Source organism: Variovorax brevis, from assembly GCF_030317105.1.
GTDB classification, from domain to species: domain Bacteria; phylum Pseudomonadota; class Gammaproteobacteria; order Burkholderiales; family Burkholderiaceae_C; genus Variovorax; species Variovorax brevis.
In genome coordinates this window covers 55400-78736 of the sequence record NZ_JASZYG010000009.1, presented here as the reverse complement: position 1 = coordinate 78736, position 23337 = coordinate 55400, and the positions used below count along the sequence as shown (strand labels likewise).

The following is a 23337-nucleotide window of genomic DNA, read 5'->3' as shown; positions in this document are numbered from 1 at the left end:
TGCATGAGCTTCGAGTCACTTCAGATCGCGCTGGCCGAATGGCCTGGACACACGTTCGAGCATGACCCTCAATCGCTCGATCTGTATGCCCGCATCGGCCAGATACTGCAATCCCGCTCATTCGACACTGACCTGCTGCCACTGCTACGCCATGCGTTGATGCGCGAATCCGAGCGAATTGGCCGCTTGGCCGTGCTGCGGGTTCCACTTGACGCCGCATGGCCGCGCGCGGACGCTTACGCTCGCTACGGCATGCGTGTGGTGCGGCAAGAACCGGGGCATTTGATCATTGAAGGGCTGGAATGGCGTCCGGAATGGCTGGGACACACCACCAGCAAGGACCTCTTCAGTGAGGTGTTTGCCGAACTGCCCAGTCGGTACACCAGCACACGAAGAATTGATCCAGTGGTGGAGTTCGCGTCGGGCTTCGACGCCTACACCACGGCAGGTCAACGCGCCGCGGTGCACGCGGTGCTGCTTGCGCGCCCCCGGTCCACGCTGGTCATCACGCTGCCGACCGGTTCAGGCAAGAGCCTTGTCGCTCAACTGCCGCCACTCATCGCGGGGGAAGGTGCATGCACCATCGTGGTCGTACCGACGATTTCGCTGGCGATGGACCAGGCACGCCAGTTCGAAATCCTCTGGCGACGACGACATCCCGCGTCATCTGCACAGGAATTTGCTTGGCACGCTGACACCGACAAGGCGACAAAGCAACAGATCAAGCAGGCGCTGCGCTCGGGCAGGCAACCCATTCTTTTCACTTCACCCGAATCGATCGTCGGCACGTTGCGCTTCGCGCTCTACGACGCCGCCCGCAAGGGCTACTTCAAGTATCTGGTGGTCGACGAGGCCCATCTTGTGGCGCAGTGGGGAGACTCTTTCCGGCCGGAGTTTCAGTCACTGGGAGCCTTCAGGAAGGCCCTCCTGGAAGCTGCCCCGGGGAATGGCTTCAAGACGGTGTTGATGACAGCGACGCTTACCGGCGAAGCCCTCACCACCATCGAGACTCTCTTCACGGACGGGCAACCGGTCGACCTCATTTCCTCGGTGCACCTGCGTACTGAACCTCGCTACTGGTATCACCATGCCGAGACCCCTTGGGACCAGAAGCAGAAAGTGCTCCAGGTACTTCGCAACGCACCACGCCCCGCGATCCTCTACGTCACGGAGGTGAAGGAAGCCATCGAGTGGGAGAAGGTGTTGAAACTCGAGCGGTACAAACGCGTCGCGAGTTTTCACGGAAACACCAGCAATCGCTTGCGCAAGCGCTTGATCACCCAGTGGGCCGACGGACATCTCGACATCATGGTGGCCACGGCCGCCTTTGGCGTGGGCATCGACAAGCGCGACGTACGCTGCGTGATACATGCCTGTGTTCCGGAATCACTCGACCGCTACTACCAGGAAGTCGGGCGTGGCGGTCGTGATGGCAATGCGAGTGCGGCCATCGCCGTATTCACCACGGAAGACCTGAACACAGCGTCGGGCATTGCAGTTCCGACGTTGATATCGGCCGAACTTGGCTTGCCCCGCTGGAGACAAATGCTGAACCAGGCAACCGCTGTACCTGGGTTCAACGACGTCTACCAAGTCGATCTCTCCACCGTGGCGCCGAACCTGCACCAGCGCAGCGACTACAACCGCGCATGGAACCTGAGGACGCTGCTCTTGCTGGCCCGGGCGGGGGTCATTGCACTTGCGAGCGACAAGCCCCGCTCCTCGCCTGAGGATGAGAAGATTGAATTGGACGAGGAGGCGCTCCAGAAGATCTTTGACACGGTGCTTGTCCGCATCATCCGGAGCCACCATATGGATCCCGAGTACTGGTCGGGCTACTTAGAGTCCAAGCGCGACGAGTCGATGGGCGCCGCAAAATCAGGGTTGGCCCGGATTGAGCGTGTCCTGCGCGGCAAATCCGAGATTTCTCATGAACTGCAGGAGATGTACGACATCTCGCGCCCTGGCCAACATGTGGCTGTGACCGCTGCGTGTGCGGGTTGTCCCATCTGCCGCGCCGATGGACTTGCAGGTCCCGGCATCGGTGTGGCATTTTCCCGGCCTCTGGTCATGCAACTTGTCGAAGCGGGTTTTGCGGGTCTGGATCTGTGGAAGGCGCGCATCGGAGAGCGCTTTGCGGGCCCTGCCTTGATTACCTGTGACCCACAGGATTCCGCCCTCCAAGTGCGCCTGGACAAGCTGACGGCCAGCTTGTTTGACTTTGGCATGAGGGAGCTCCACCTTAGTCAAGAGGAATGGCCGGGTGTTCGTGCCTGGAACGCGGTAAAGAACTGCAGCGTCGATCGCTTCTTCGTACTGAGTGACCTTGACGATTCTGACGATGAGCTGGCCCAATCGCCCAGGCTGACCGTCCTAGGTGCTTGGGATCCTGCGGCCTTCTTGCGCGTCACACAGGCTGACACACGTCCGTATGACTGGATTGTGCTGCCGATGAACGCGACCGAACCTTTCAATCCACAGCGGTTGATCGCCGACAGTCGATCCACCATTTCCCTTCAGGCCTTGCTTGAACTGTTGACATCATGGGAATTTTGAATCATCCATCCGATGGTCTCTACAGCATGGTGCCCGTGCTGTATCGGACCCTTGCGCGCTTGGGCCCAACCGAACGGCAGGTGCTTGTTGATCTTTGCTCGGCGGGCCTGGGTCGCGACGGCGGGAATCCCAAGATTCCGGACGCTCTGACGCGATGGGTCCAACTCGGGCTCTTTGAAGAGGTTGACGGCACCGTTGCGATTGCGCCGGGGCTCCTCCCAGCAGGCGCAAAGGACGATGTGGCACTCACTGAAGCCGCACGTCGTGCGGTACTTAGCATCTTGTTTAGTGCGACGAACAATGAAGATCTCTGGGGCACAGGAGGCGCCTCGGATCTGGTGAGGGGACTGGCCTGGTGGCTTGCACTGGATCCTTACCGCACCGATATGAGGACCCTCTCGCTGATTGCCCTGCAAAGCCAACAGGTTAAGGACGCGGCTCGACTGATTGTTCAGAACGACGTGCGGATGAACCAACTCGGGCCGTGGGCCCAGTTCCTGGGCTTTGCATGGTCACTGCCGCATGGAATCGTGCTCGATCCAACGCAGGCCATCAACCGAGTGCTTGACTCGGTTCTACCACTGAACCAGGAGGTCGTTGCTGCCGACTTTCTGCGAGATCTTGCGAACGTGCTCCCGGTGCTCGATGGCGGCATCTATCGACGCGCCGTGGAGGAAGAATTGCGCCCCGAGGTTTGGGCAGGCACACCAAATGGATGGGTATCCCAAGCCTTGGGAATTGCGTTGCGAAGACTGGAAAACCTCAATCGCATCAGCTTTGTTCAGCGCGCCGACGCAGGCGATGGCGTTCAGATTCCAGGGCCCGATGGCACATCCCAGCGGTCGATGGTGCAGTTCACGCACGTGATCCGCGAAGAGGTGAAGCAATGAACACCATCGCGGCGGTGATGAAATACCCCGGGCTCAACCAGTACTGGCCGACGATGGAGGAGGTCAGCAACTGCATCGGAACTGAAGCCGAAGCGTTGCCCGATGCTGTGCTTGTCGCGGTTCATCAACCGACCCGCCTGCTCAAACGTCCGTTTGGCGGAACCGACACGGGCGTCGAATGCACCGAGGCGGACTTGCTGGCGTTTGTGCTCGACCAGTTGAAACCGGAGGGCTACCTCCTCGCGCCCATCACTGGGCCTTCGGGGGCGGGCAAATCGCACGTGGTTCGATGGCTGGAAATCCGGCTGAAGAACCACCCCCGTGCAGAGGCATTTCACGTCATCCGGATTCCAAAGAGCGCAAGCCTAAGGACGGTGATGGAAGCCATCTTGCAACCTGTCGCTCATGAGAAGGAATATGCAGACCTGTTGTCCGAAGTGGCGAATGCGGAGAGCGCATTGCCCGCGGAAGCTGCGGCAGCGCTCTTCGGCACAATGCTGCAACTCAGTCTGCGGGCCAAAGCACAGCACTGGAGTGCTCAGACCGATGTTCGCATCGAGGGATTCGGGAGCCAGTCGCTGGTCGGCCACGCCAAGCAACTGGCCGACTTCCTGCAGGACCCGGTGATTGCGCCACACTATCTGGAGACTGTTTATCCGCGCCTGCTCAAGCGCGCCCTGCGAGGGCGTGTACACGATGCACAAGACGCGGACCGGGCTCCTCAGTTCGAGATCGATGACCTCATCCTGCCGACCACCGTCCAACTGTCCGAGGCGTCACGTGGCGCGCAAACTTACTACCGGACGCGATTGGAGCGAAGCGACGGCCGCAGCGCCGCGCTGGCGACGCTCAACGCTGTCCTCGATTCGGCCGTGGCGGGGGTTTTCAAACTGGGGCAGCAGACCCACGGCAAGACGCTGCAGGACATCATGCGTGAGATCCGAGAGGCCCTCTACCGCAAGAAGCGCGAACTCGTCTTGCTCGTCGAGGACTTCTATGCGTTGACCGGCATTCAGGAGAGCCTGCTGGCACTATCCATCCAGGGCGTGAACGACGCGGCGAAGCCCCTGTGCCCCATGCGCACTATCCTGGCAATGACCGACGGTACCCTCGTGGGGCGGGACACGATTGCCACCCGAAGCGAGTTTGAGTGGGTGGTGGTCACAGAAGATCCGGACGAAGAAAAGGTTGTCGACAACGTTGTTGAGTTGACCGGCCGTTACCTGAATGCGGCACGCATCGGTCGCGTCCGATTGATGGACAACTACGAGCCCGCGCAAGGGTCCGTCAGGACCGACTTCGAGCCGGATGCCGATGACGACGAGAGCAGCAAGTGGCGTACCCAGTTTGGTGCCTCCAAGCAGGGGGTCCCCTTGTTCCCGCTCTCCCGCAGTGCGATCCACTTCCTTGCAAGGAAGCATCTCGTGGACAGTGGTCGCATGCGCTTCAATCCGCGGCGGGCGCTGCAGCGCATCGTTCGCGATGTGCTGCTTGCACGCGAGTTTTTCGAAAAGGGAACGTTTCCCGCGGGCGTCGCCATCGAGGACGCCCTGTCCGTCGAACTCGCTACCGTACTGAGGCGCGTGACTTCGACCACGCAGAAGGAACAGTACAGGCGACTGATCGTGTGTTGGGGCAATAGTCCCGCTGACATGACGGAGTTGCGTCGGATTCCCGAAGGCGTCTACAACGCATTCGGCCTGCCGTTGCTGCCCGACGCAGGAATGCCGGGGGCCGGCGCATTGCCGCCAATTCCGCCTCCCTCCAACAAGCGGGAACCTGCCTCAGGCGAGCACCCCGGGGTCCTGACACCTCCCGTTGCCCCGGCACCATTGCCGGTGCCAGCGCCTGTACAGGTGAATCCGACAGCGGCGATCACGGACAAGTGGCGCCCGTTGCTTGATAACTGGGTGGGAGATAGGAACATCGTCCAGCCGGATGCCAACAACTTGCGCAAGATCATCCGCGACCATCTCGTTGCTTATGTCGACTTCAACGCGTTGGCGTTGAGTGCGAAGATGGTGGATGTCCAGAGCATCGATGTGGTCCGGGCTCTCGGACACGATCGTAAACACCGCATCGAACGACCCGTGATTCGCGTGGCTGGTCCCAATGGCACCATGCCGGATGGTGAATTCGCCCGGGAGTTGCTTGGACTGATCCGACTCCACCATATGAAGGGCAGCCTCGACTACCCCGACGCCGCTGTCGATCTTGTTCATGTTGCGGGTTTTCTGGAACGCAACGGACAGGCGCTGGAAACGGCGATCTTGAAGGCCGCGGAACTGAAACTGGAAGTGTTGGCGCAAGCGGCGGTCAAGAGCGCTTCTTTGCGAATGGTGGTTCCGGCGACGGCCTCACTCCAAGAAAAGATGGTTGCTGCCTTGTCGACCTCCGATGTTCAACCTGTGGTGTCCGGTTCGGCTCCCTGGGATGAATTGCGGCTCGACTGCTGGACCCAGCGCGAAGAACTGCGGAAGGCGTTCTTGCGCACCTGCGGAATCTTCCAGGGTGAAACCGGCCAGACGCCCTTCGGCGTTGATGCATCCCGCTTTGAACGGGCGATACAAGGCCCATCACACGATGCAGTCGCAATAACTGCCCGGCTGGAAGGGGATAGCGAGATCCTGGAACCGCTGCGCAAACTGCTCCCGAAGTTGACGCGGACCAGACTTTCCATCCCCGTCAAGGAGGCGGTCAAACTTCCGGTGGAGTGCCGCGCGCTGATGACCAACGCAGGATTGTCAGGCAAGGGTGCGGTCAATCTGTGCGACGAGGCGCAAACGCTAATCAATGATGCGCACAAGCGTTTGTGGCCGGTGGATGTTCCCGGCAAGTCCACCGTGCCCGATTTCCATTCGCTCACTGCGCTAATCACGGCGATGCGAGCCGTCAACTGGGAAGACTTGACGAGCCTCTGCAAGGCGCTGGCAGATCAGAAGGTCGAAGCCGACACGACTCGAAGCATTGAGCTTTTGGCAAGGATCAATTGGTCCGATCTCAAAGCCGTCGTCGCATTCGCTAAGGACTACGACGCTTTCACTAAGGGCCTGGACAAGGCATTGCGTGCCCAGGAGACGGTGTTCGGTACGAGCGACACGACCACGGCCATAGAAGCAATCGCGCAAGAACTGGACTCGCTGGCCCAGGGACTTGCAGTGTTGAAAGAGGCGCCATGACGCTCTTGCAGGAGACCCGGGAACTACAGAGGCGCCTCGGTTTGCTGGGTGCAGCCCAGTCGACTTACGACGAGTCCAAACAACTGGACGACTTGCGGGACGGGCAGATCACGAAGCGAGTCGCGGGTATTGGCGATCTGGTTGCCACACGTCGCGCGTTGTCTGACCACGGCATCGCGGTCGCAATCGATCCGCCGTCGCCGACGCTGATCAGCAAGACCGATGACTTGATCACGCAGTTCAGGGAGACGCCCACCAAAACCACCCTGACGCGAGAAAAAGCTTGGCCCGCACTGCAAAAGTTGGTTGAGCAGTATCTGCAAGCCACCCAGAAGTCCGCGCAGACGTCGTGGTCAGCGTACTGCGAGCCCAAAGTGCCAACCGAGGAACCCGCGGCGCTGAAGGAGGATCCGGAACTCAAGTTCGATCCCCGCAACCTTTCGGTACTCAATGACTACGAGAAGTTGCGCAGGGACCTCGTCCGCGCCAAGACCCAAGTGCCGACAACGACCGGGGTTATCGAGAAGTTCGACGACGACGCCGCTCGTGCCGTCGAACTGCTGGACAGTCTCAAGCGCAACACGCCTCCGGCCGTCACTGCATTCCTGGAGCAAATGGAAAAGGGTCCCGCCTCGCTGGATATAGTTTCCGTCGACGTCTTGAAATGGCTGGTGACTGAGAATCGAACCAACGAGTTCGTTGTGCGAAGAAGGCCCGGTTGATGCACCCCTTGCTGCTCAAGGTACTCGATGCGATCGAGTCGTCAGAGATTCGTCTCCTGTCCTGGGGACTCGTGGACGGCGCGCTGTCGCCGGATGAACTCATCGCGCAGATCGACCCACGTCTGGACGCCTATCTGGACAGTGGTGGCACGGCGTTTTCTTCGCCCGAGCAAGTGGTGCGGGCACTGATCGATGCCCGCGTCATTCATCAGACACCGCAGGGGAGCTATCGCTCACGCCTGGCCGAGGGCGTGCGTCTCTTGCAGCGATTGCGCCAAGTGTTTCCGGAGAAAGGACGGCCCGGGCGCGGCGACTGGGAGGGTGCACCCACACTCGTTGCCGATTTCCGAATTGCGCGCAGGCCGCGCCGTTACCCCCGACGCAACCGCGAAGTGTCGGAGTTGACAGGGAGCGCAGCGCTCGCCACGGGTCAGGAGGCGATCCGCAACTGCATCGAGGCCCTGACCGACCGGGATGGTGAGGCGATCCAACTGGCGGGGTTTCAGGTTCGGGCGACCCAGCGCATCCTGGATGGCCTGCGCCGGGCAGACCAGCGCGCCACGATGGTGTGCGCCGGGACCGGCAGCGGCAAGACGATTGCGTTTTACCTGCCCGTGCTCTCGTTCGTCGGCTCGCTCGTCGCAGCAAACGACGGCGCGCACTGGGTCAAGACGGTGGCGATCTACCCGCGCAACGAGTTGCTCAAAGATCAACTCGGCGAGGTCTATGCGCAGGCCCGTCGACTCGATGCCGTGCAACGCAAGCGGAGTGCCCGCAGGTTGACAGTGGGTGCCTATTTCGGGCCTGCACCCCGTGACGGCAGCAGAGAAGCGCTGGAACAGGCCAAGTGGAAACGATCCGGCGAAAGTTATCTGTGCGACTACGTTCGCTGCCCGAAAGGTTGCGATTCCGCCATGGCGTGGACCGATGTGGACCGATCGGCCAAGCGCGAGCGACTGGTGTGCGCGACATGCAATGCAGTGGTACGTGAAGACGAGATCCGGTTGACCCGGCGGCGCATTGAGCGCGAACCCCCGGATGTCCTCTTTACGACGACCGAGATGCTGAACCGGCGGTTGTCCGACTCACGGTCGCGCCATTTGTTCGGCGTGGGCGTGATGCCGGGCCGCGCGCCCCGGGCCGTGCTGCTGGATGAGGCGCACACGTACTCGGGAACGCATGGCGCCCAAGTCGCGTACCTCCTGCGGCGCTGGCATGCGCTCACCGGAGCACGGATGACCTGGGTGGGCCTTTCCGCCACGTTGCGGGATGCGTCACGCTTCTTTCAGGAACTCATCGGCCTGCAAGACCACCAAGTGGCCGAGGTCTCCCCCTTCGAAGATGAATATGAGGAGGAAGGCGCGGAGTACATGATCGCACTGCGGGGCGATCCGGCCTCCAGGACCTCGCTCTTGTCGACCACCATCCAGACAGCAATGCTGCTGGCAAGACTCCAGGACCGACGGGGGAGCGCCTGCAGCGAGGGTGTCTATGCAAGCCGCACCTTCCTGTTCACCGATGACATTGACGTGACCAACCGTCTGTACTTCGACCTGCTGGACGCCGAAGGGCGCGACAGCTTCGGGAATGTGGACACCACCAAGACTGAAGGCGGGTTGGCCGTGCTCCGGAATCCCGAACCGGCCAATCAGCGCCGGTACGACTACGGACAGGACTGGCAACTGCCCCACAACATCGGGCACCTGCTCAAGGACCGACTTGCCGTTGGGCGAACCAGTTCGCAGGATGCAGGTGTGGACCGCGGCGCCGACGTCATCGTGGCGACAGCCGCGCTGGAAGTTGGCTTCAATGATCCGGGTGTGGGCGCTGTGCTTCAGCACAAAGCGCCTCGCGACGCGGCACAGTACCTTCAGCGAAAAGGGCGTGCCGGACGACTGCGGTCGACCCGGCCATGGACGGTGGTGGTGCTTTCGGACTACGGCCGCGACCGGATCGCCTACCAAAACTACCAGGCACTGTTCGATCCACAACTACCTGCCCGGCAGTTGCCTGTCCGCAATCGCAATGTCCTGCGAATGCAAGCGGTCTACGCGAGCATCGATTTTCTGAGGCAGCGAACGCAGACCCCGGGCAGCGTGTGGACAGCGCTCAGTGGACCGATGACCTTTGCGCCACTTCAAAAGCTTCAGAGCGAGTTGGTGGAGGCCATCGGCAGTGTGCTTCGTGATCCTGCCCAGACGGACGCGCTGGAGCAGCACATCGTGAGCACGCTTCACGTGGGCACTGACGATCTGCAGGCCCTGTTGTGGGGATACCCGCGGCCCCTGTTGCTTGCCGCGCTGCCCACCGCACTTCGCCGACTAACGTCCCAATGGGCGGGGCTGCGCGGGCCTCAATCCGACTACATCGTCAGGGACAACCCGTTGCCTGATTTTGTGCCTTCCAGCCTCTTTAACGAGTTGAGCCTGCCTGAGGTCACCATTGAGGCCCCGGCGCAAACGCGCAACGGCGAACCCGAGCGCCACCCGATGCCGATGCTGCAGGCCATGCGCCAGTTCGCGCCGGGCCGGGTCTCGCGGCGATTCGGAACAGTGCATCGATTCGTGGCCCACTGGATCCCCGTCCCGCTGGACGTGACGGACGAGACCACCCTGGATCTGGCGGACATCGGGCAGTTTGCTCCGCTGGGGCAGTTCGAGGTGCAGGATGCCGACGGCCGGGTTACCCCGGTGCCGATCGAACTTCCCCGCGCATTTGCTGCACGGCAACGCCCTGTTCAGCTGAGCGATTCATCCAATGGCGACCTGCACTGGCATACCCAGATCGTCCCTCCGATGACGGCCCTGCCTTTGTCGTTGCCACGCGCCGGCGGTGCAAGCGCCCTTGTGTCATCCATCGATGCGTTCACTCACCAGAACCTGAATCCGCTGGAAGTGCGGCGCTTTGCGCTGGACTCGGTCGCCAGTCTGCAGTTTCGCGATGGCCGGGAACCGACCCTACGGGTCAAGTTTGCTCGCAATGGAACGCCTACAGCGATGGGCTACAGCTTGCTTGTCGATGGCATCCGCTTTCGGATCCAGTACCCGGAGCGCTACTTGCCGCAAGACGGGCTCCCTGCTGCGACATCGCTGTGGCGAACCCTTCGAACGCAGCGCTACCGCTCGAATCTGGCGACAGGTGAAGCGCTTTCCGATGTGCACAACAGTTTCTTGCGCACTCGACTTGGTGAGGTTTTTCTGACCGCTGCGTGCGCAGTGGCAAAGCGCGAGCAGTTTGGTTTGCGCGAGGCCGCCGGGCGACTGGTGAACGATGGGCAACTCGGTGAAATCCGTGCGGTGCTTGACTGGACCTTCCAAGACACCGTTCCCCAGAACGGGAACCCATCTGGCCGGCAGGAGCGCCTTCGTCATGAGTTGCTTCGGTCCATGTCCGACCTGGCCGTGCGGCGGGAACTGGAAAGGAATGCCCAGATGCTCTGGGAGCCGATCGATGACGCATGGACACCATGGCTGCGGCAGGTCTACCGCGATACGCTTGCCGCTGCGATTGCGCGGGCGGTGGTTGATTCGTGCCCCGGGGTTGACGAATCGCAGTTGGTAATGGACACGGATCCCGGGCCACGTACCCCTGAGCATGGCTCGACACCGGACGACGAAATCTGGATATCCGAAACCACTGTGGGGGGCGCCGGTGTGGTTGAACAGTTCATTGGCCGCTTTTCTGCCGATCCGCGCCGCTTCGCGGCCCTGCTGGACCGGGCGCTGGAGACCAGCGAATGGGAACAGATTGATGCGCGCATGCGGCGTGTCTCAACAGCGCTGGCAAACTACTCGGAGCCCGAACTTGCAGACGCCGTCTCGACGTACCGAGACACATACGGCGTCGAGGAGGCAACCACCGCCTTTGCACGGGTGCGCCATGAACTCGCACGACACGGGTATGGCGTCAGCCACTCCTTTGTGGCGTCCATTGCAAACCGACTGCTGCGGCCAGGCAGTACGCCCACCTCCGACACCTTTGTCGCCGGTGCCATGGCGGCGTGGGACCGCCTCGAGGAATCGCTCGGCATCGAACTGGATCTGGGGGTGGTGGCGCCAATGCTGGCCGAGTCACCCGAAGTGGAACAGATCCTCAACGAAATGCCCGGCGATGCGACGGCCGATCCACAGACATGGCGCAACAGCGTTGTCTCCAGCTTGCTGTGGCCGCGGGGAAGTTCCATACGATCAAGCAACCTTGAGGCCTGGAATCCCTTCCGCCGCCCGCCGGTGCTTGAGCGCTGGCTTGTTTCCAGTCAAGTCTCCGAAGCCAGGCACACCGTTTCCCTCACCCACGCGCAGTGGCGCGATGACGTCGTACAGGCGCTCGGGAAAACCGGCCAGGTCACCGCAGTAGTACCGCAGTCCGAACGCGCCGTCCTTGCGGAGTTTTGTACCTTTCTGGCCACCCGGGCGATTGAGTCGGACTACTTGATGCTCTATGCGCGGGTGCGGTCCATCCGGATGGAAGCCGATCGAATCGAGATCGACGCCGAGATCGCGGAGAGCACGCTATGACACAACTTGGGCCGGCACATTCGCGACGGCTGTTCAGCAACAGCGGGACCAGTCCTTCGGACCTGGCGGAACTGCTGCAATGGATGATGGTGTCCGAACTTCTGGTGCGCAGCGACAGGGTATGGATCATCGCTCCAACCGTTGACAACGTCCCCCTGCTGGACAATCAGACGGGCACCTTTGACGCGTTCGATCCGGGCTGGGGTCGACGTCAGGTGCGCCTGATGGACTTGGCCACCCGCATGGCCGCGGAAGGGACGCAGGTCGTCGTTGCAGCGCCGTACACCGAGAGCAATGCTGCGTTCTTCAAGGAGTTGCGGGCCGCCGCGGCCGACAGCGGCCTCGAAGAAAACCTCCTGGTTGGGACCAGACCCTATATCAGCAGCAGCGGGATCCTCACCCGTCACGGTCTGGTGCGGGGCGCACTTGAGTTGGGAATGCAGGGCGTTCGACAAATCGATGATGTCGTGACCTTTGAGACCCGACCGGATGATCTGGATCGGCTTCGATCCCAATTCGACGCCAATTTGCCAATGGAAGAAGGTCACGGATGAATTCAGACGGCCTTGTCGCCAAGGCGCCCTGGTTGCCCGCATTCTTCAGCGCCAGCAACGGACTGGCGTGGGATGAAATCGCCAGCGGAAGCTCTCCCCTGGCCCAGGCGCTCAAGTCGTGGTTCGCCCTCATCCTTGAAGGACGGCAGGGCAAGGGCATCCTGATGCCCGCAATGGATCCGGAGGGGCAACTGACCTGGTATGGGTGCGCATCCACGCCCCAGGACAGCGCAGCGCTGGCAGAGCAGATTTTAAGCTTCGTGGGTCCTGGTGCGATCGAGTTCGACCCCACCGTGCACTTCGAACCCCGGGCCGCGCACGAGCAGATTCTTGTAGACACCTTTGGCCCCTGGATTTTCAGGTTCTGGCAGCGTGCAGATGCCAATCTCAACATCGTGCAGAAGAGCCTGGACCTGCTCGCCGACCTGCTGGGTCGGCGCCCCGGACGCTCGTTCGTTGCTGTGCGCCCCTTCGGCAAGGTGCGCTCGGATTTCGAGCAGGCTTTGCTGACTTCCGACGAAGTCCGCGCCCGGCGGTTCATGGAAGAAATGCGCTGCACGGGTCGGCTGAATACGACCAATGAACGATTCCTTGAAGTGCGTCTGAGGGCGGCACTGGGTCAACCATCGGCACTCGTCCATGACGTCTCGCTGATGTCACTGCTGGCGGAGTCGCCACTGCCCACGCCGGTGTTGCGCGATGTCGTGGAGTCACTCTACGCGGTGTACCTGGCACCCCTGCCGGTTCACGCGCCACCATCGGACTGGGTTGAGGCTTATCGTGGCCACCTTCATCGCCACGAGCGACTCTTGCGATTCCGTCGCGGCCTCCGGTCGTCCGTCGCGTTGCGGGTCTTCCTGCTGCGCGAATGCGCCAACGACGCCGACCGATTTGACCAGTCGGTAGCCCAACCCCTCTACGATTCGTTGAGGGGCCAACCGGACGACCGGGAATGGGCCGAAGCGCTGTGGCAGTGGGCAACCGGAAGGAAGCCCGCTGCGATCGCTGCGCCGCCATCCTTGCCGCCCGCAGCAGCAGTTGTTCCGGAGATTGCCGCCACAGCGGAGTCCCCCGAAGCCGAATTGCTGCGCCTAACGGGCCTTGCGCCCTCAGCCGAGGTCATGGTGGGTCTGCTGCGGTGCGGATTTGAAATCGGCACAATTGAAGCAGCGAGTCTGGCCATCGGCGCACTGCGAACATACCCCGCAGAACTCGTCAGCGGAATGACCGCCGCGCATCAGCGCATCTTTTCGGTTCTGAAGCACTTGGTCCCGGACAGCGCGTCATTGCCAGTCAACTGGACGCGATGGGCGACTTGGCTGCTTGGCAGCGAGGCCCCGGAGGAGGAACGTGCCGCAGCGCTTGCGCAGCAGGGTGCAGAGGAATGGGACCATGCAGCCTGGTTGGCCAGTGACGCGCAGGTCACTGTATTCGTCGATCAACTGCAAAAGGAACCAGCGCGGTTTCGGCCTCACCTACTGACCATCTACAACAGCGTGTGCGACCTGCAAGGGCAACCGACGGCATTGTCCAGACTCGTACTGCAATTGCTGACGCTGGTCGCACTCGACTCGCCTGAAGTCTCCCAACTCCCGGCGATTGCCGAATGGGTCAGCGTGTTGGTTCGCCTGGGGGCCGGCCGCGCTTCCTGCGATGAAGCAGCGGAAGCAGTCCACGCCGTCTGGAGTGAAGTAAATTCGATGGCGGCTCTCGACTGGGTCTGTGACGTCATCGAAACACTGGCCACTGCACCCGCCACGCCGAACGGCCCCCTGCAAAAACTGTACTTTGCGACGCTGGGATTCGCGACTGGACACAAGCACCGACTGTCGGCTGTGCAGGACCGGGTCCTTGAACTGCTGTCAAAGGACTTCGGCTTCGACTGGGTGCCACTGGTCCCACTGGCCGCCGTCACGTCAGTCAGTGGCCAGGCGCCCCGCTCCTTTGCAGGCCTCTCAGTCGGCGTCTATACCTTGCAAGTCTCCATCGTCCCGCGACTGCGCAGCGCCATCACGGCAATGCTCCCGGGCGTGGTGATCAACTTCAACCACGATCATGTCGCAACCGAGGCACTCGAGCACATGGCGAAGCAGTGCAGCGTCATGGTGCTCGCGTGGCGTCGCGCCAAGCATCAGGCGACCTACTGCATTCAGGCGCAGCGCCCTGCCGGCAAGCCTTTGCTGCTGCCTTCGGGAACCGGTTCCGCCAGCATCCTGAGATCGCTGAGCGAACACTTCAGCATTGGCCCGAGCCACGAGTGAGCGGGTTCAGGGAAGCAATCGCCCGAACCTGGCCCCATTTCTCTTCATGGCCGCTTCCGCATCCGAGACTTCGTCTTGCCAACTGTGGTTTTTGCTGTTGCCTTCGTTGCCTGCTTCATTTGATGGGGCATCCTGCCCCAGCAGCAAGACCATGCGTTGAGCCCTGGTCACGGCCACGTAGAACAATCGCATCTCTTCACTCAACGAAGCTCTTTTTGCATCCGCAGTGAGGTCAAAAAAGCGTCTGGATGCGGAGTTGACGTCGGGCCACAGATTGATCTCCAAGCCATGCTCCGCATCGAGCATGAACTTGGGTGGCCTGGTTTTTGAACGTGTTGCCTGCAGGTTCGGGATGACAACGATTGGAAATTCGAGTCCCTTCGCGCGGTGAATGGTCATCACCCGCACGTAAGGGGGACGCCGAACTTCGTGTTCAGCGGCTTCTCGCAGTTCTTTGCCGGCCGAAATGTCGCGGCCCAGAATTTCGACGAAGGTCCTGAGTGTCAGGGCCTGATCATTGGCAAACTGGTTACGGGCGTAGTCGCGAAGTCGATCAAGCGCCAGCGCTGCGTCTTCGACTCCGGCCTCGCGGTACCAACGCTTCAAGCCAAAGGTCTCATCGATATGGCCCAGCAATTGGGGCACCGTTGCCGTCAGCGACGCGTTGCGGATATCAATCAGCTTGGTAGCAATCGCCCCGAATCTCCGTTCGAATGCATCCGTCAGCGGTCTGCCTCGTTGGCGGCCATAACTCATCAGGCTGGCTATCTCAGGTGAAAGGTCGACCTCGCGCAGATAGGGTGTGTTGAGGGCTTCCACCAAGGCCACGTCATCGGGATAGCGAACGAGCAACTGTAGGAGGCGGTACGTCGCCACAACTTCGGGCCGCCGCAGGATCGGCGTGCCGCTGTCTGCACGCGCCAGGACGCCTTGCGCTTGGAGCGCGTCCACCCATTCCCCGACTTCGTAGTTGCTCCGAACCAGTACGGCGATATCGCCAGGCTCTACCGGGCTCCTTCCTCCGTCACTCCGGTCCACCGGGACATTGAAGAGGCCTCGTATCCGGGCGGCAGCATTTAACTTTTCGTGGTCATCGCCCTGATCTGCGTAGAGCACCACGCACGGCGGCAACTTGTCGCCGGGTACGACGTTCCGGTCACTGGCCTGGAGCGGATCATCCAGATCCGGAAACCTGCTCTTCATCGAGCGAAACAAGGCGTTCTGTACATCCAACAGCGGTTTGCTCGGTCGCCCTGACAGTCGCAGCGGCAGTGGGTGCGTGGCATGCTGCTTTGCAAACTTCATCAGCAACGTTTGGTTCGCACCAGTGAATGCATAGATGGCCTGTTTGCGGTCGCCCACAACCACGACCTTGAGCACACGCGCCAATGCCGACGCAATCTCGACCTGGGTGGCGCTCGTATCCTGGAACTCGTCAATGAACAGATAGCGGAATCGTCGCCCGATGCGCTCGAGGACCGCAGGCCCGTCTTCGGAGTGCAGCAACGCGGAAGTCTTGAGCAGTAGCGCCGCGGGGTCGAGTTTCTGGTCGACCTCGCACGCATGCTCGTAGCGCGACTCGATGTCGTTCATGCATTGCGCGAAGCGCACCCTCAGCGCCTTTCCGTCGTCGTCGGCCTGTCGACGCGTCGCAACAAGCAAGTCACCCGTCCGGATGCCGAGATTGCGTGCCTCCTGCACCATGGTCGTCAAGCGATTGCGCAATTCATACTCTGCAAGGACACGTTGCTTCACCAGTGCGCCCACGGGGTCTTGATCACCCGACTCGATGTACTGAAGTGCCACGTCACGGACTGCGTCCGCCAAGCGCCGACTGGAAACGCTGACCGTTGCCTCCCGTGCGATCCCTCCTTCGTAGCCGTAGAGATCCAGCAGTTGCTTGCAGAAGCCGTGAATGGTTCCTGCGAAGGAAGCGCTGAGTCGCTCGCGCTGTTCAATCCACTTCTCACGCGTGGCCAGGTCGCCCGACCGGGCGCGCTGGCGCAGCCATTCCTTCTGCAGGCGTTCACGCATCTCGCTGGCAGCCTGGTTGGTGAAGGTGATCAAGACAAACTCGTCGGCATTGGCTTTGCCGCTTGCCACGAGTTCCGTCACCGCCGCGACGGTGGTGTAGGTTTTGCCCGCACCCGCACCGGCACTGACCACCGTAACAGGCTCATGGGTCAGGTGGTCAAGGATGGCGTGCTGCTCACTGGTGACTCCAATTCCGCTCCACGGCAAGACGTCAGGGGTGCTGCCTTGTGCACTCATGACTTCATGCCCATGCACCCGCGCTGAACGGGACAGTATTCGCAATGCTCTCCGGGGTTCTTTGGAAAGTGCCCGGCCTCAACACGCAAGATGGTGTCGAGCAACTCGTTCTTGTCGACGGCAGAGAGCATGTGGGAACTGGCCACCTTGTTGGTCAACGTGCGCCACCAGTCCACTGCCTCATAGAGGCGCCGGAATACTTCAGTTCCGTCGTCGGTGCCTTCACTGGGTTCGACGTCTTTCTTGCCATGCTGGAGCCACAAACTGGATTGATTGGTTTGGGCCAACAACCACAAATACCGCCCCCGCATCTGTCTGTAGTCTGGCCGCGTCCTGACGGTGACACTTCGCCGATCATCGATCGCAATCTCTTTGGAGCCTTCCAGTCCCGGAAGAATACTTCCCAACGGCAACTGATCACGGCCGGCGGGTTGCAGCAGGTACTGGACACTGTTGCGTACATCGTTCTCTATCGTGATCCAGGCGAGCGTGGAGAGGCCTGCAAACCGCGCCTGAACCATAGGCTTGACCAGCGCCAGCGCAGACTCAAGTCTCTCCCCGACGTCCGATTCCTCCTGGTCGGTCGGATCGACGCTGACCTGATGGAGGATCATGGACAGCCAGACGCCTCGAGCACTCCATTGCAGCTGCCAGTCGCTCTCGTAACAACGTGCCCAGTCATTCAGCGACTCCAGTTTGAAGCGATGCGGGCAGAGACGGTAGACCGCCAATTCATCTAGTTCGTACTCACTTCGGACAATGCCGACTGCGGGTGGCCTTGGTGCGCAAGCCGCTTCTGGAGCGTTGGCTGGCGACGACCGCGAGCCGGCCCCGTCCTGCTCAAGATGCGCGGATCCTTCCAGCAAGCGTGCGACTTCCTCCAGATAGGGGGAAGGTCGATAGTCGCGCTCCCAGTCGTGCCTCGAACAACTCAGCCAGAGGCGGTGACGGGCTGCGCGGACCACTGCCAGGAACCGGTATCGTTGACGCTCGATGTGTTCCCCGGCGGACCACTGCACGCGGGGCCAAGGCGGTACGCCGGGTGCCGGCATCCGGCGATCGTCGACACCCAGGAAGAACACCGTGTGACGGGTGACGTTGTCAATACCTTCAGGTCCCACCACCCAGACTCGGCCCTGGTTCATCGGACCCGTCGCTCCTCCCAACTCGCCATCTTCGTCCTCCTGCCGTTCATGGATCATTCCGCTCAGGAGTTGGCCAAACTCATGCGCATCCACACCGACCGAGCGGGCCTCCACCAACTCGGCGAGCGCCTCTCGGATCCGGGCCAGCACCTCGCGCTCGGTGACCAGGATACTGTGAGGGTCGAGTTGTTCAATTTCGTCCAGCAGTTGGGTGATGTGTGCGCCGAGCGGTCGCTCTCCCGGCTTGAAGAGGCGACTGCACAGTTGGTGCACTGTCTGGATGACCTCTTGCCATTGCTTCAACTGCTTTTCGTCGAGGCGTGAAGCAGGCAAGCGTGTGGCGGCCTGTCCGATCTGCTCTTCCGTGGCGCGCTGCGCGCGAATGCGGGAGAAGGCCTCCAGCCAGTCGCTGCGACTGCGGCAATGCGTGAACTGCTGGGCCGCGACCGCTTCGAATTGCTCCACACTGCGTTGCGCCTGGCCGCCCAACCAACCCGAAGCAAGCAGGGTTGCAAACTGCTCGGGATCCAGGTGCAGATCCGCATTGGCCCAGGCCTCATACAGCGTCAGGGCGAACCGGCCCACTGGCGTCAACAGGAGTTGCCGGGGCGGCAACGCGAAGAGTTCTTCCCGGCCCCTGCGACTGGCTTCCTCGCGCAACAGGTCCGTCATCGCGGGTGCATCGGCGCAAACGACCGCGAGTTCATGAACGGCACGTCGGTCCACCGGATCATCCAGAGCACGCAGGACCGCATCGACACACGCGGACACCTCGTCGTTGGAATGCGGAAAGACGCGCAGTTGCACAGAGTCATCGCCGACGAAGCCTGCGGGCTCAGCCTCGGACGCGAACAATCCACGTTGCACATGATTCAACGCGGGCTCGATCGATACGGGGTCGGAATCGCAGTCAACGATGGTCGTTTGCAATGCCAAGGTCACGTAGGTGCGGTGGATCGCCGCAAATCCTCGCGCCTGCGCTTCATCAAATGGCTGAATCACCCACAGTTGGCACCCTGCCCTGCCCGCACAGTGTTGAATGAAGCGGCGCTGCAGTGTCGTCAGGCGAGTGAAGCCCTCGAGTATCACAACCGGCGTTGGCAAATATCCGCTCTCGAGGTAGCGACCAGCCACGTCTTCAAAAGAAGATGTCCCTGGGGCCGAGACCTGACTTTCTTTTTGGTAGGCTGCCCGCAGTGCACCGGCGACCTTTCGAAGGGATGGATGACTCCAGTTGGTTTCGTCCTTGATGATCTCCGCAGCTTCGGCTTCTCCCGCCTCTTCCAGTTCCACGAAAACATCGCGCCAGGCAAAAACGTCGTGGTGCAGTTGATCTGCCATGCGCTTGTCCTGGCCGGCGACCGCGCGAATGGCGCGCTGCAACATCAGCAATTGTTCAGACCGCCGGAGGACAGGTCTCCCGATGAAGTAGCGAAGGGATTTCCAGAAGAGAAGTTGCATCTCTTCCGGATGGGGCGCGTCCTTGCGCAGGTCCTTCATGAGTTGGTGCTGGCCACCGATCCCCTCACGCCTGCGGTCGCGCTCCAGCGCGGCCGTGGCCACAAGGTAGGTGTACGGGGTCCCGGCATTGACACCCACCAGTTTCAGAATGTCCTCGCCCGACGGTGGCCTGCCGCGGTAGCGAAGGATTTTGATCTCACCTCTTGCTGATTCGGGGACCGGAAGCGGGACAACAACTTCGACTTCGACGGGATGACCCCCAAGAACCTCCATCATCTGGCGGTGGGTCGTGGCATCGATGGCACGCTTTGCCAACCACTGCTCGATCAACTTCCGCAGGCGAAGCGGGTCTTCAAAATCCTCGGCAAAAAGAATGCCGGCAGTGCTGGCCTGCACATCGAATCCCCTGGCGGACCAGTCGTTCTTTGAGACAAACGGAAGAGCCACCAGCGATTGGACCGTCACATCCTGGATGCCGCGTGACTGAAACATCCGACGTAGTTCGATGGACTGGTCACGGGCTTGCACCGCAGGATGCTCCGAGCGGCGGTGCCATTCCTCGCGCATCGACCAGTCGGATCCCGCAATGCTCTCGATGTGCTCGATCCGGCATCCCTTGCATTCAAGGATGGCAGGTGATCGCAGGTGCAGCGCGAGGAGCACATCCGGTTCATAGCGCGCGAACCGGTTGGCGTCCACGATGGCGTACCGGTAGAAGGCGCTGCCTGGCGCGTCGCGGAATGCCTTCTTCAGCGCGTCCCAGACAACGTTCTCGCCTTGATTGGTGTCGAAGAGGTGCTCGGGATGAAACTCCATGACAAGGATTGTCAGGCGGATTTACATTCCTTTTGAAATGCCTCCTGGGAACTCAAGCTACCCTTGATTGAGCGAGAGAACTGCGGCACTCCCGCGCAAACATGCCGAGAAATGAAACCCCTAGGACAGGGCCCCATTCAACGTGCTCTTGAGCACCATGCTGGGATGGGCAAGTTTGCTGCGAGCCGATATCGGGGCACGCTTCTTGGCCCCCTGCCGTCTCATGGCAGTGCAGGGTGTAGCCGATTCGACTAACCAGGGGATGGACATCAAGTTGACTACCGAGCCGAATTTGGCTTCAGTGCGCTGTACTCAAGCCAAGGTGGCACTAAAGGTGCTTGCGCGGTTGCCCGGGACAGATCACAGCGATGGCGCCGGAAGAGCGCTATGCCGACAGATACAAGCGCGGACACGCGGGAAGTCGAGACGGCCATTGTGCATCGCGCCTACTCCTGCATGGAGATGCGCGGCGTCTCGATAGTCCACCAAAAGTGCCCCCAAATCCGAGCACCATGCCCCAGAAATCCCCCGCATGCCCCCCGGATTGATGCACACTTCCCCGCACGCACTCGCACGACCGGCTAGGCATTCACAGAGGGAAAATGAAAAAGGCCGGAAGCTTGTGGAAGCTTCCGGCCTTTGAATTGGTCCCGCCGCCAGGAATCGAACCTGGATCTCAGCCTTCGGAGGGCCGAATTCTATCCGTTGAAATACAGCGAGATGGGGCTGACGCCATGCAGCGTCAGCCTGCGATTATCGCCCATCAGACAACGACCGCGCCATCCGTGCGACTTGCTGCCGCCAAAGGCGCACCGTGCCGGTCGAATCCAAGCCCCGCCAGATAGACCTGAAACACCCTCTGACCCGCTGTCACCAGGTCAAACGCCGTGGGGTCCAGCAGCCAGTCCTGGATCAGCCCGGCAATGAGCGCATGCATGCCCTTGGCCGCCGTGGTCGCCGGGATCGGAAGCTTGATGCCGCATTCATGCGCCGCCTCGCGCAGCGCCTTCTCGAAATCGATCAAGCACTCATTGCGCGAATTCAGGTGCCGCTGGCGCACCGACGCCAGGTCGTTCGTGTACTCCACCTTATGCGTCGCGATCTCGAACACCCGCTTCACCTGCGGATCGGTGGCGACCAGCTGAAGCGCCTTCGTCATGGAGCGCTCGATGGCCGCCAGCGGCGCCTCGCCGGCATCGGTCGCGGCGCGATTGGCCGTTTCCATCGGCAGCGTGACGCGATCCATCATCGCGTTGAACAAGTCGGCCTTGTCCTTGAAATGCCAGTACACCGCGCCGCGCGTGGCGTCTGCCGCCTGGGCAATCTGTTGCAGCGAGGTCTGCGAAACACCCTGCGCCTGAAACAGCAATTCGGCCGCGTCCAGCAGGCGCTCGCGCGTGGCGTGAGCCTCTTCCTTCGTCCGACGAACCATCCGTTTGTCTCCTGTGCGCTTTCCGTTGCCTTATTGCAAAGCCGCGACTATACATGCATGAATGTATGTAAACTATCCGCCTTGCCGCTGACCTTGTCAACGGCGTGCCTTCGTGCACGGCGAGCCTTGCGCTTGCACCCCCTCTTTCCCAGAAAAGGAATCGCATGCCCTTCCTGCATGTCTCTCGTTCGCCATTGTTTTCGCCGCGCCTTGCGGCAGCTGTCGTCGCCCTTCTGACCATCGCCGCGTGCGGCAAGAGTGAGGCGCCCGGTGGCGCCCCGGCTGGCGGCGGTGGCGGCGGCAAGCCGCCGGCCCCTGAAGTGGGTGTGGTGGTGGCCACGCCGACCAACGTCGGCCTGCTGGTCGAGTTGCCGGGCCGGCTGGAGGCATCGCGCGTTTCGCAAGTGCGCGCCCGCGTGGCCGGCATCCTGCAAGAGCGGCTGTTCCGCGAAGGCAGTGACGTGAAGGCCGGGCAGCCGCTGTTCAAGATCGATTCGGCCCCCTACGCTGCCGCCGCGCAAAGCGCTGCCGCCAGCCTGGCGCGAGCCGAAGCCAATGCGGCGCAGGCCAAGGCGTTGGCCGATCGCTACAAGCCGTTGGTCGAAGCCAACGCCGTGAGCAAGCAGGAATACGTGACGGCTGTCGCTTCCGCCAAGGCGGGCGAAGCCGACGTGGCCGTGGGTCGCGCGGCCGTGGCCACCGCGAAGATCAACCTCGGCTACGCCAACGTGACGGCGCCCATCTCGGGCCGCATCGGCCGCGCGCTGGTCACCGAAGGCGCGCTGGTCGGCCAAGGCAACGACGCCACGGAATTGGCCGTCATCCAGCAGATCAACCCGCTGTATGTGAACTTCACGCAGTCGGCCACCGACGTGCTCAAGCTGCGCCGCGCCATGCAGGGCGGCCAGTTCAAGCAGGCCGACGGCTCGGGCGCCGCCAGCGTTCGCCTGCAGCTCGAAGACGGCTCGGAATATCCGCTGCCCGGCAAGCTGCTGTTCACCGACCTGAGCGTCGATCCGACCAGCGGCCAGGTGATGCTGCGCGCCGAAATTCCCAACCCCAAGGGTGACCTGTTGCCCGGCTTGTATGTGCGGGTGAAGGTGGAGCAGGCGCAGGTCCAGAACGCCATCACCGTTCCGCAGCAGGCCGTCACGCGCACGCAGCAGGGCGACACCGTGTCGGTGGTCGATGCCGAAGGCAAGATCACCCAGCGCAACGTGAAGATCAGCGCCGCGCAGAACAACCAGTGGGTGGTGCTCGACGGCCTGAAGGCCGGCGAACAGGTGATGGTCGACGGCTTCCAGAAGCTGCAGATGATGCCGCCCGGCACACCGGTGAAGGCGGTGCCGTGGAAGCCGGCGCCGGTTGCCGCTGCGCCTGCCGCTGGTGCCGCTGCGTCTCCAGCCGCTGGTGGTGCCGCGGCTCCGGCCAAGGACGCCGCACCGGCCGCTGGCGCCGACGCCAAGGCCCCCGCTCCCGCTGCTTCCGCGCCGGCGAACTCCGCCTCGGCCGCGAAGTAAGGAGCGAGCCCGC

Annotated in this window: 11 protein-coding genes and 1 tRNA gene; 8 read left to right on the top strand and 4 right to left on the bottom strand. The window is 61.8% G+C overall.

The window, feature by feature from the left end:
- Positions 1 to 3: 3 nt before the first annotated feature.
- The 7 genes from dpdF to dpdD are packed head-to-tail and all read left to right on the top strand — an operon-like array spanning position 4 to position 14679.
- Positions 4 to 2556 carry a protein DpdF gene (gene dpdF / locus QTI66_RS26175; protein ID WP_286563037.1) on the top strand — a complete coding sequence of 851 codons (2553 nt, stop codon included), beginning with the start codon at positions 4 to 6 and terminating at the stop codon, positions 2554 to 2556.
- The gene (gene dpdG, locus QTI66_RS26170) at positions 2544 to 3446 is read left to right on the top strand and encodes a protein DpdG (RefSeq protein ID WP_286563036.1); all 903 of its coding nucleotides are present in this window, start codon (positions 2544 to 2546) and stop codon (positions 3444 to 3446) included. The genes dpdF and dpdG overlap by 13 nt, the downstream gene beginning before the upstream one ends.
- On the top strand, positions 3443 to 6625 hold the full coding sequence (gene dpdH, locus QTI66_RS26165; RefSeq protein WP_286563035.1) for a protein DpdH: 3183 nt from the start codon (positions 3443 to 3445) through the stop codon (positions 6623 to 6625). The genes dpdG and dpdH overlap by 4 nt, the downstream gene beginning before the upstream one ends.
- Positions 6622 to 7347, top strand: a complete 726-nt coding sequence (locus QTI66_RS26160; RefSeq protein ID WP_286563034.1) for a hypothetical protein — start codon at positions 6622 to 6624, stop codon at positions 7345 to 7347. The genes dpdH and QTI66_RS26160 overlap by 4 nt, the downstream gene beginning before the upstream one ends.
- Positions 7347 to 11864: a protein DpdJ gene (gene dpdJ, locus QTI66_RS26155; protein ID WP_286563033.1), complete on the top strand. Its 4518-nt coding sequence runs from the start codon at positions 7347 to 7349 to the stop codon at positions 11862 to 11864. The genes QTI66_RS26160 and dpdJ overlap by 1 nt, the downstream gene beginning before the upstream one ends.
- Positions 11861 to 12418 (top strand): phospholipase D-like domain-containing protein DpdK, encoded by a 558-nt coding sequence (dpdK, locus tag QTI66_RS26150; RefSeq protein WP_286563032.1) that lies wholly within the window; start codon positions 11861 to 11863, stop codon positions 12416 to 12418. Before dpdJ ends, dpdK begins: the two co-directional genes overlap by 4 nt.
- A 32-nt stretch (positions 12419 to 12450) precedes the next feature.
- Positions 12451 to 14679, top strand: a complete 2229-nt coding sequence (gene dpdD, locus QTI66_RS26145; protein ID WP_286563031.1) for a protein DpdD — start codon at positions 12451 to 12453, stop codon at positions 14677 to 14679.
- Between the two features lie 6 nt (positions 14680 to 14685).
- On the opposite strand, the gene QTI66_RS26140 is transcribed toward dpdD, so the two are convergent.
- The 4 genes from QTI66_RS26140 to QTI66_RS26125 all read right to left on the bottom strand — a co-directional run bounded on the left by QTI66_RS26140 (position 14686) and on the right by QTI66_RS26125 (position 21804).
- Positions 14686 to 16950, bottom strand: a complete 2265-nt coding sequence (locus QTI66_RS26140) for a UvrD-helicase domain-containing protein (RefSeq protein ID WP_286563030.1) — start codon at positions 16948 to 16950, stop codon at positions 14686 to 14688.
- Positions 16947 to 20372: a PD-(D/E)XK nuclease family protein gene (locus QTI66_RS26135; RefSeq protein WP_286563028.1), complete on the bottom strand. Its 3426-nt coding sequence runs from the start codon at positions 20370 to 20372 to the stop codon at positions 16947 to 16949. Before QTI66_RS26135 ends, QTI66_RS26140 begins: the two co-directional genes overlap by 4 nt.
- A 645-nt stretch (positions 20373 to 21017) precedes the next feature.
- Positions 21018 to 21092 (bottom strand) — tRNA-Arg (locus QTI66_RS26130).
- Positions 21093 to 21135: 43 nt separating this feature from the next.
- A complete protein-coding gene (locus QTI66_RS26125; RefSeq protein ID WP_286563027.1) occupies positions 21136 to 21804 on the bottom strand; it encodes a TetR family transcriptional regulator in 669 nt (222 codons plus the stop codon).
- A gap of 164 nt (positions 21805 to 21968) precedes the next feature.
- On the opposite strand from QTI66_RS26125, the gene QTI66_RS26120 reads away from it, so the two are divergent.
- Complete coding sequence (locus QTI66_RS26120; RefSeq protein ID WP_286563026.1) at positions 21969 to 23324, top strand: efflux RND transporter periplasmic adaptor subunit; 1356 nt, start codon at positions 21969 to 21971, stop codon at positions 23322 to 23324.
- The last annotated feature ends 13 nt before the right edge of the window (positions 23325 to 23337 follow it).

Coding starts and splice junctions, on each gene's coding strand:
- dpdK (WP_286563032.1), top strand. CDS start 11,861: ATGACACAACTTGGGCCGGCACATTCGCGACGGCTGTTCAGCAACAGC.
- QTI66_RS26125 (WP_286563027.1), bottom strand. CDS start 21,804: ATGGTTCGTCGGACGAAGGAAGAGGCTCACGCCACGCGCGAGCGCCTG.
- QTI66_RS26135 (WP_286563028.1), bottom strand. CDS start 20,372: ATGGAGTTTCATCCCGAGCACCTCTTCGACACCAATCAAGGCGAGAAC.
- QTI66_RS26140 (WP_286563030.1), bottom strand. CDS start 16,950: ATGAGTGCACAAGGCAGCACCCCTGACGTCTTGCCGTGGAGCGGAATT.
- dpdF (WP_286563037.1), top strand. CDS start 4: ATGAGCTTCGAGTCACTTCAGATCGCGCTGGCCGAATGGCCTGGACAC.
- QTI66_RS26120 (WP_286563026.1), top strand. CDS start 21,969: ATGCCCTTCCTGCATGTCTCTCGTTCGCCATTGTTTTCGCCGCGCCTT.
- QTI66_RS26160 (WP_286563034.1), top strand. CDS start 6,622: ATGACGCTCTTGCAGGAGACCCGGGAACTACAGAGGCGCCTCGGTTTG.
- dpdJ (WP_286563033.1), top strand. CDS start 7,347: ATGCACCCCTTGCTGCTCAAGGTACTCGATGCGATCGAGTCGTCAGAG.
- dpdG (WP_286563036.1), top strand. CDS start 2,544: ATGGGAATTTTGAATCATCCATCCGATGGTCTCTACAGCATGGTGCCC.
- dpdH (WP_286563035.1), top strand. CDS start 3,443: ATGAACACCATCGCGGCGGTGATGAAATACCCCGGGCTCAACCAGTAC.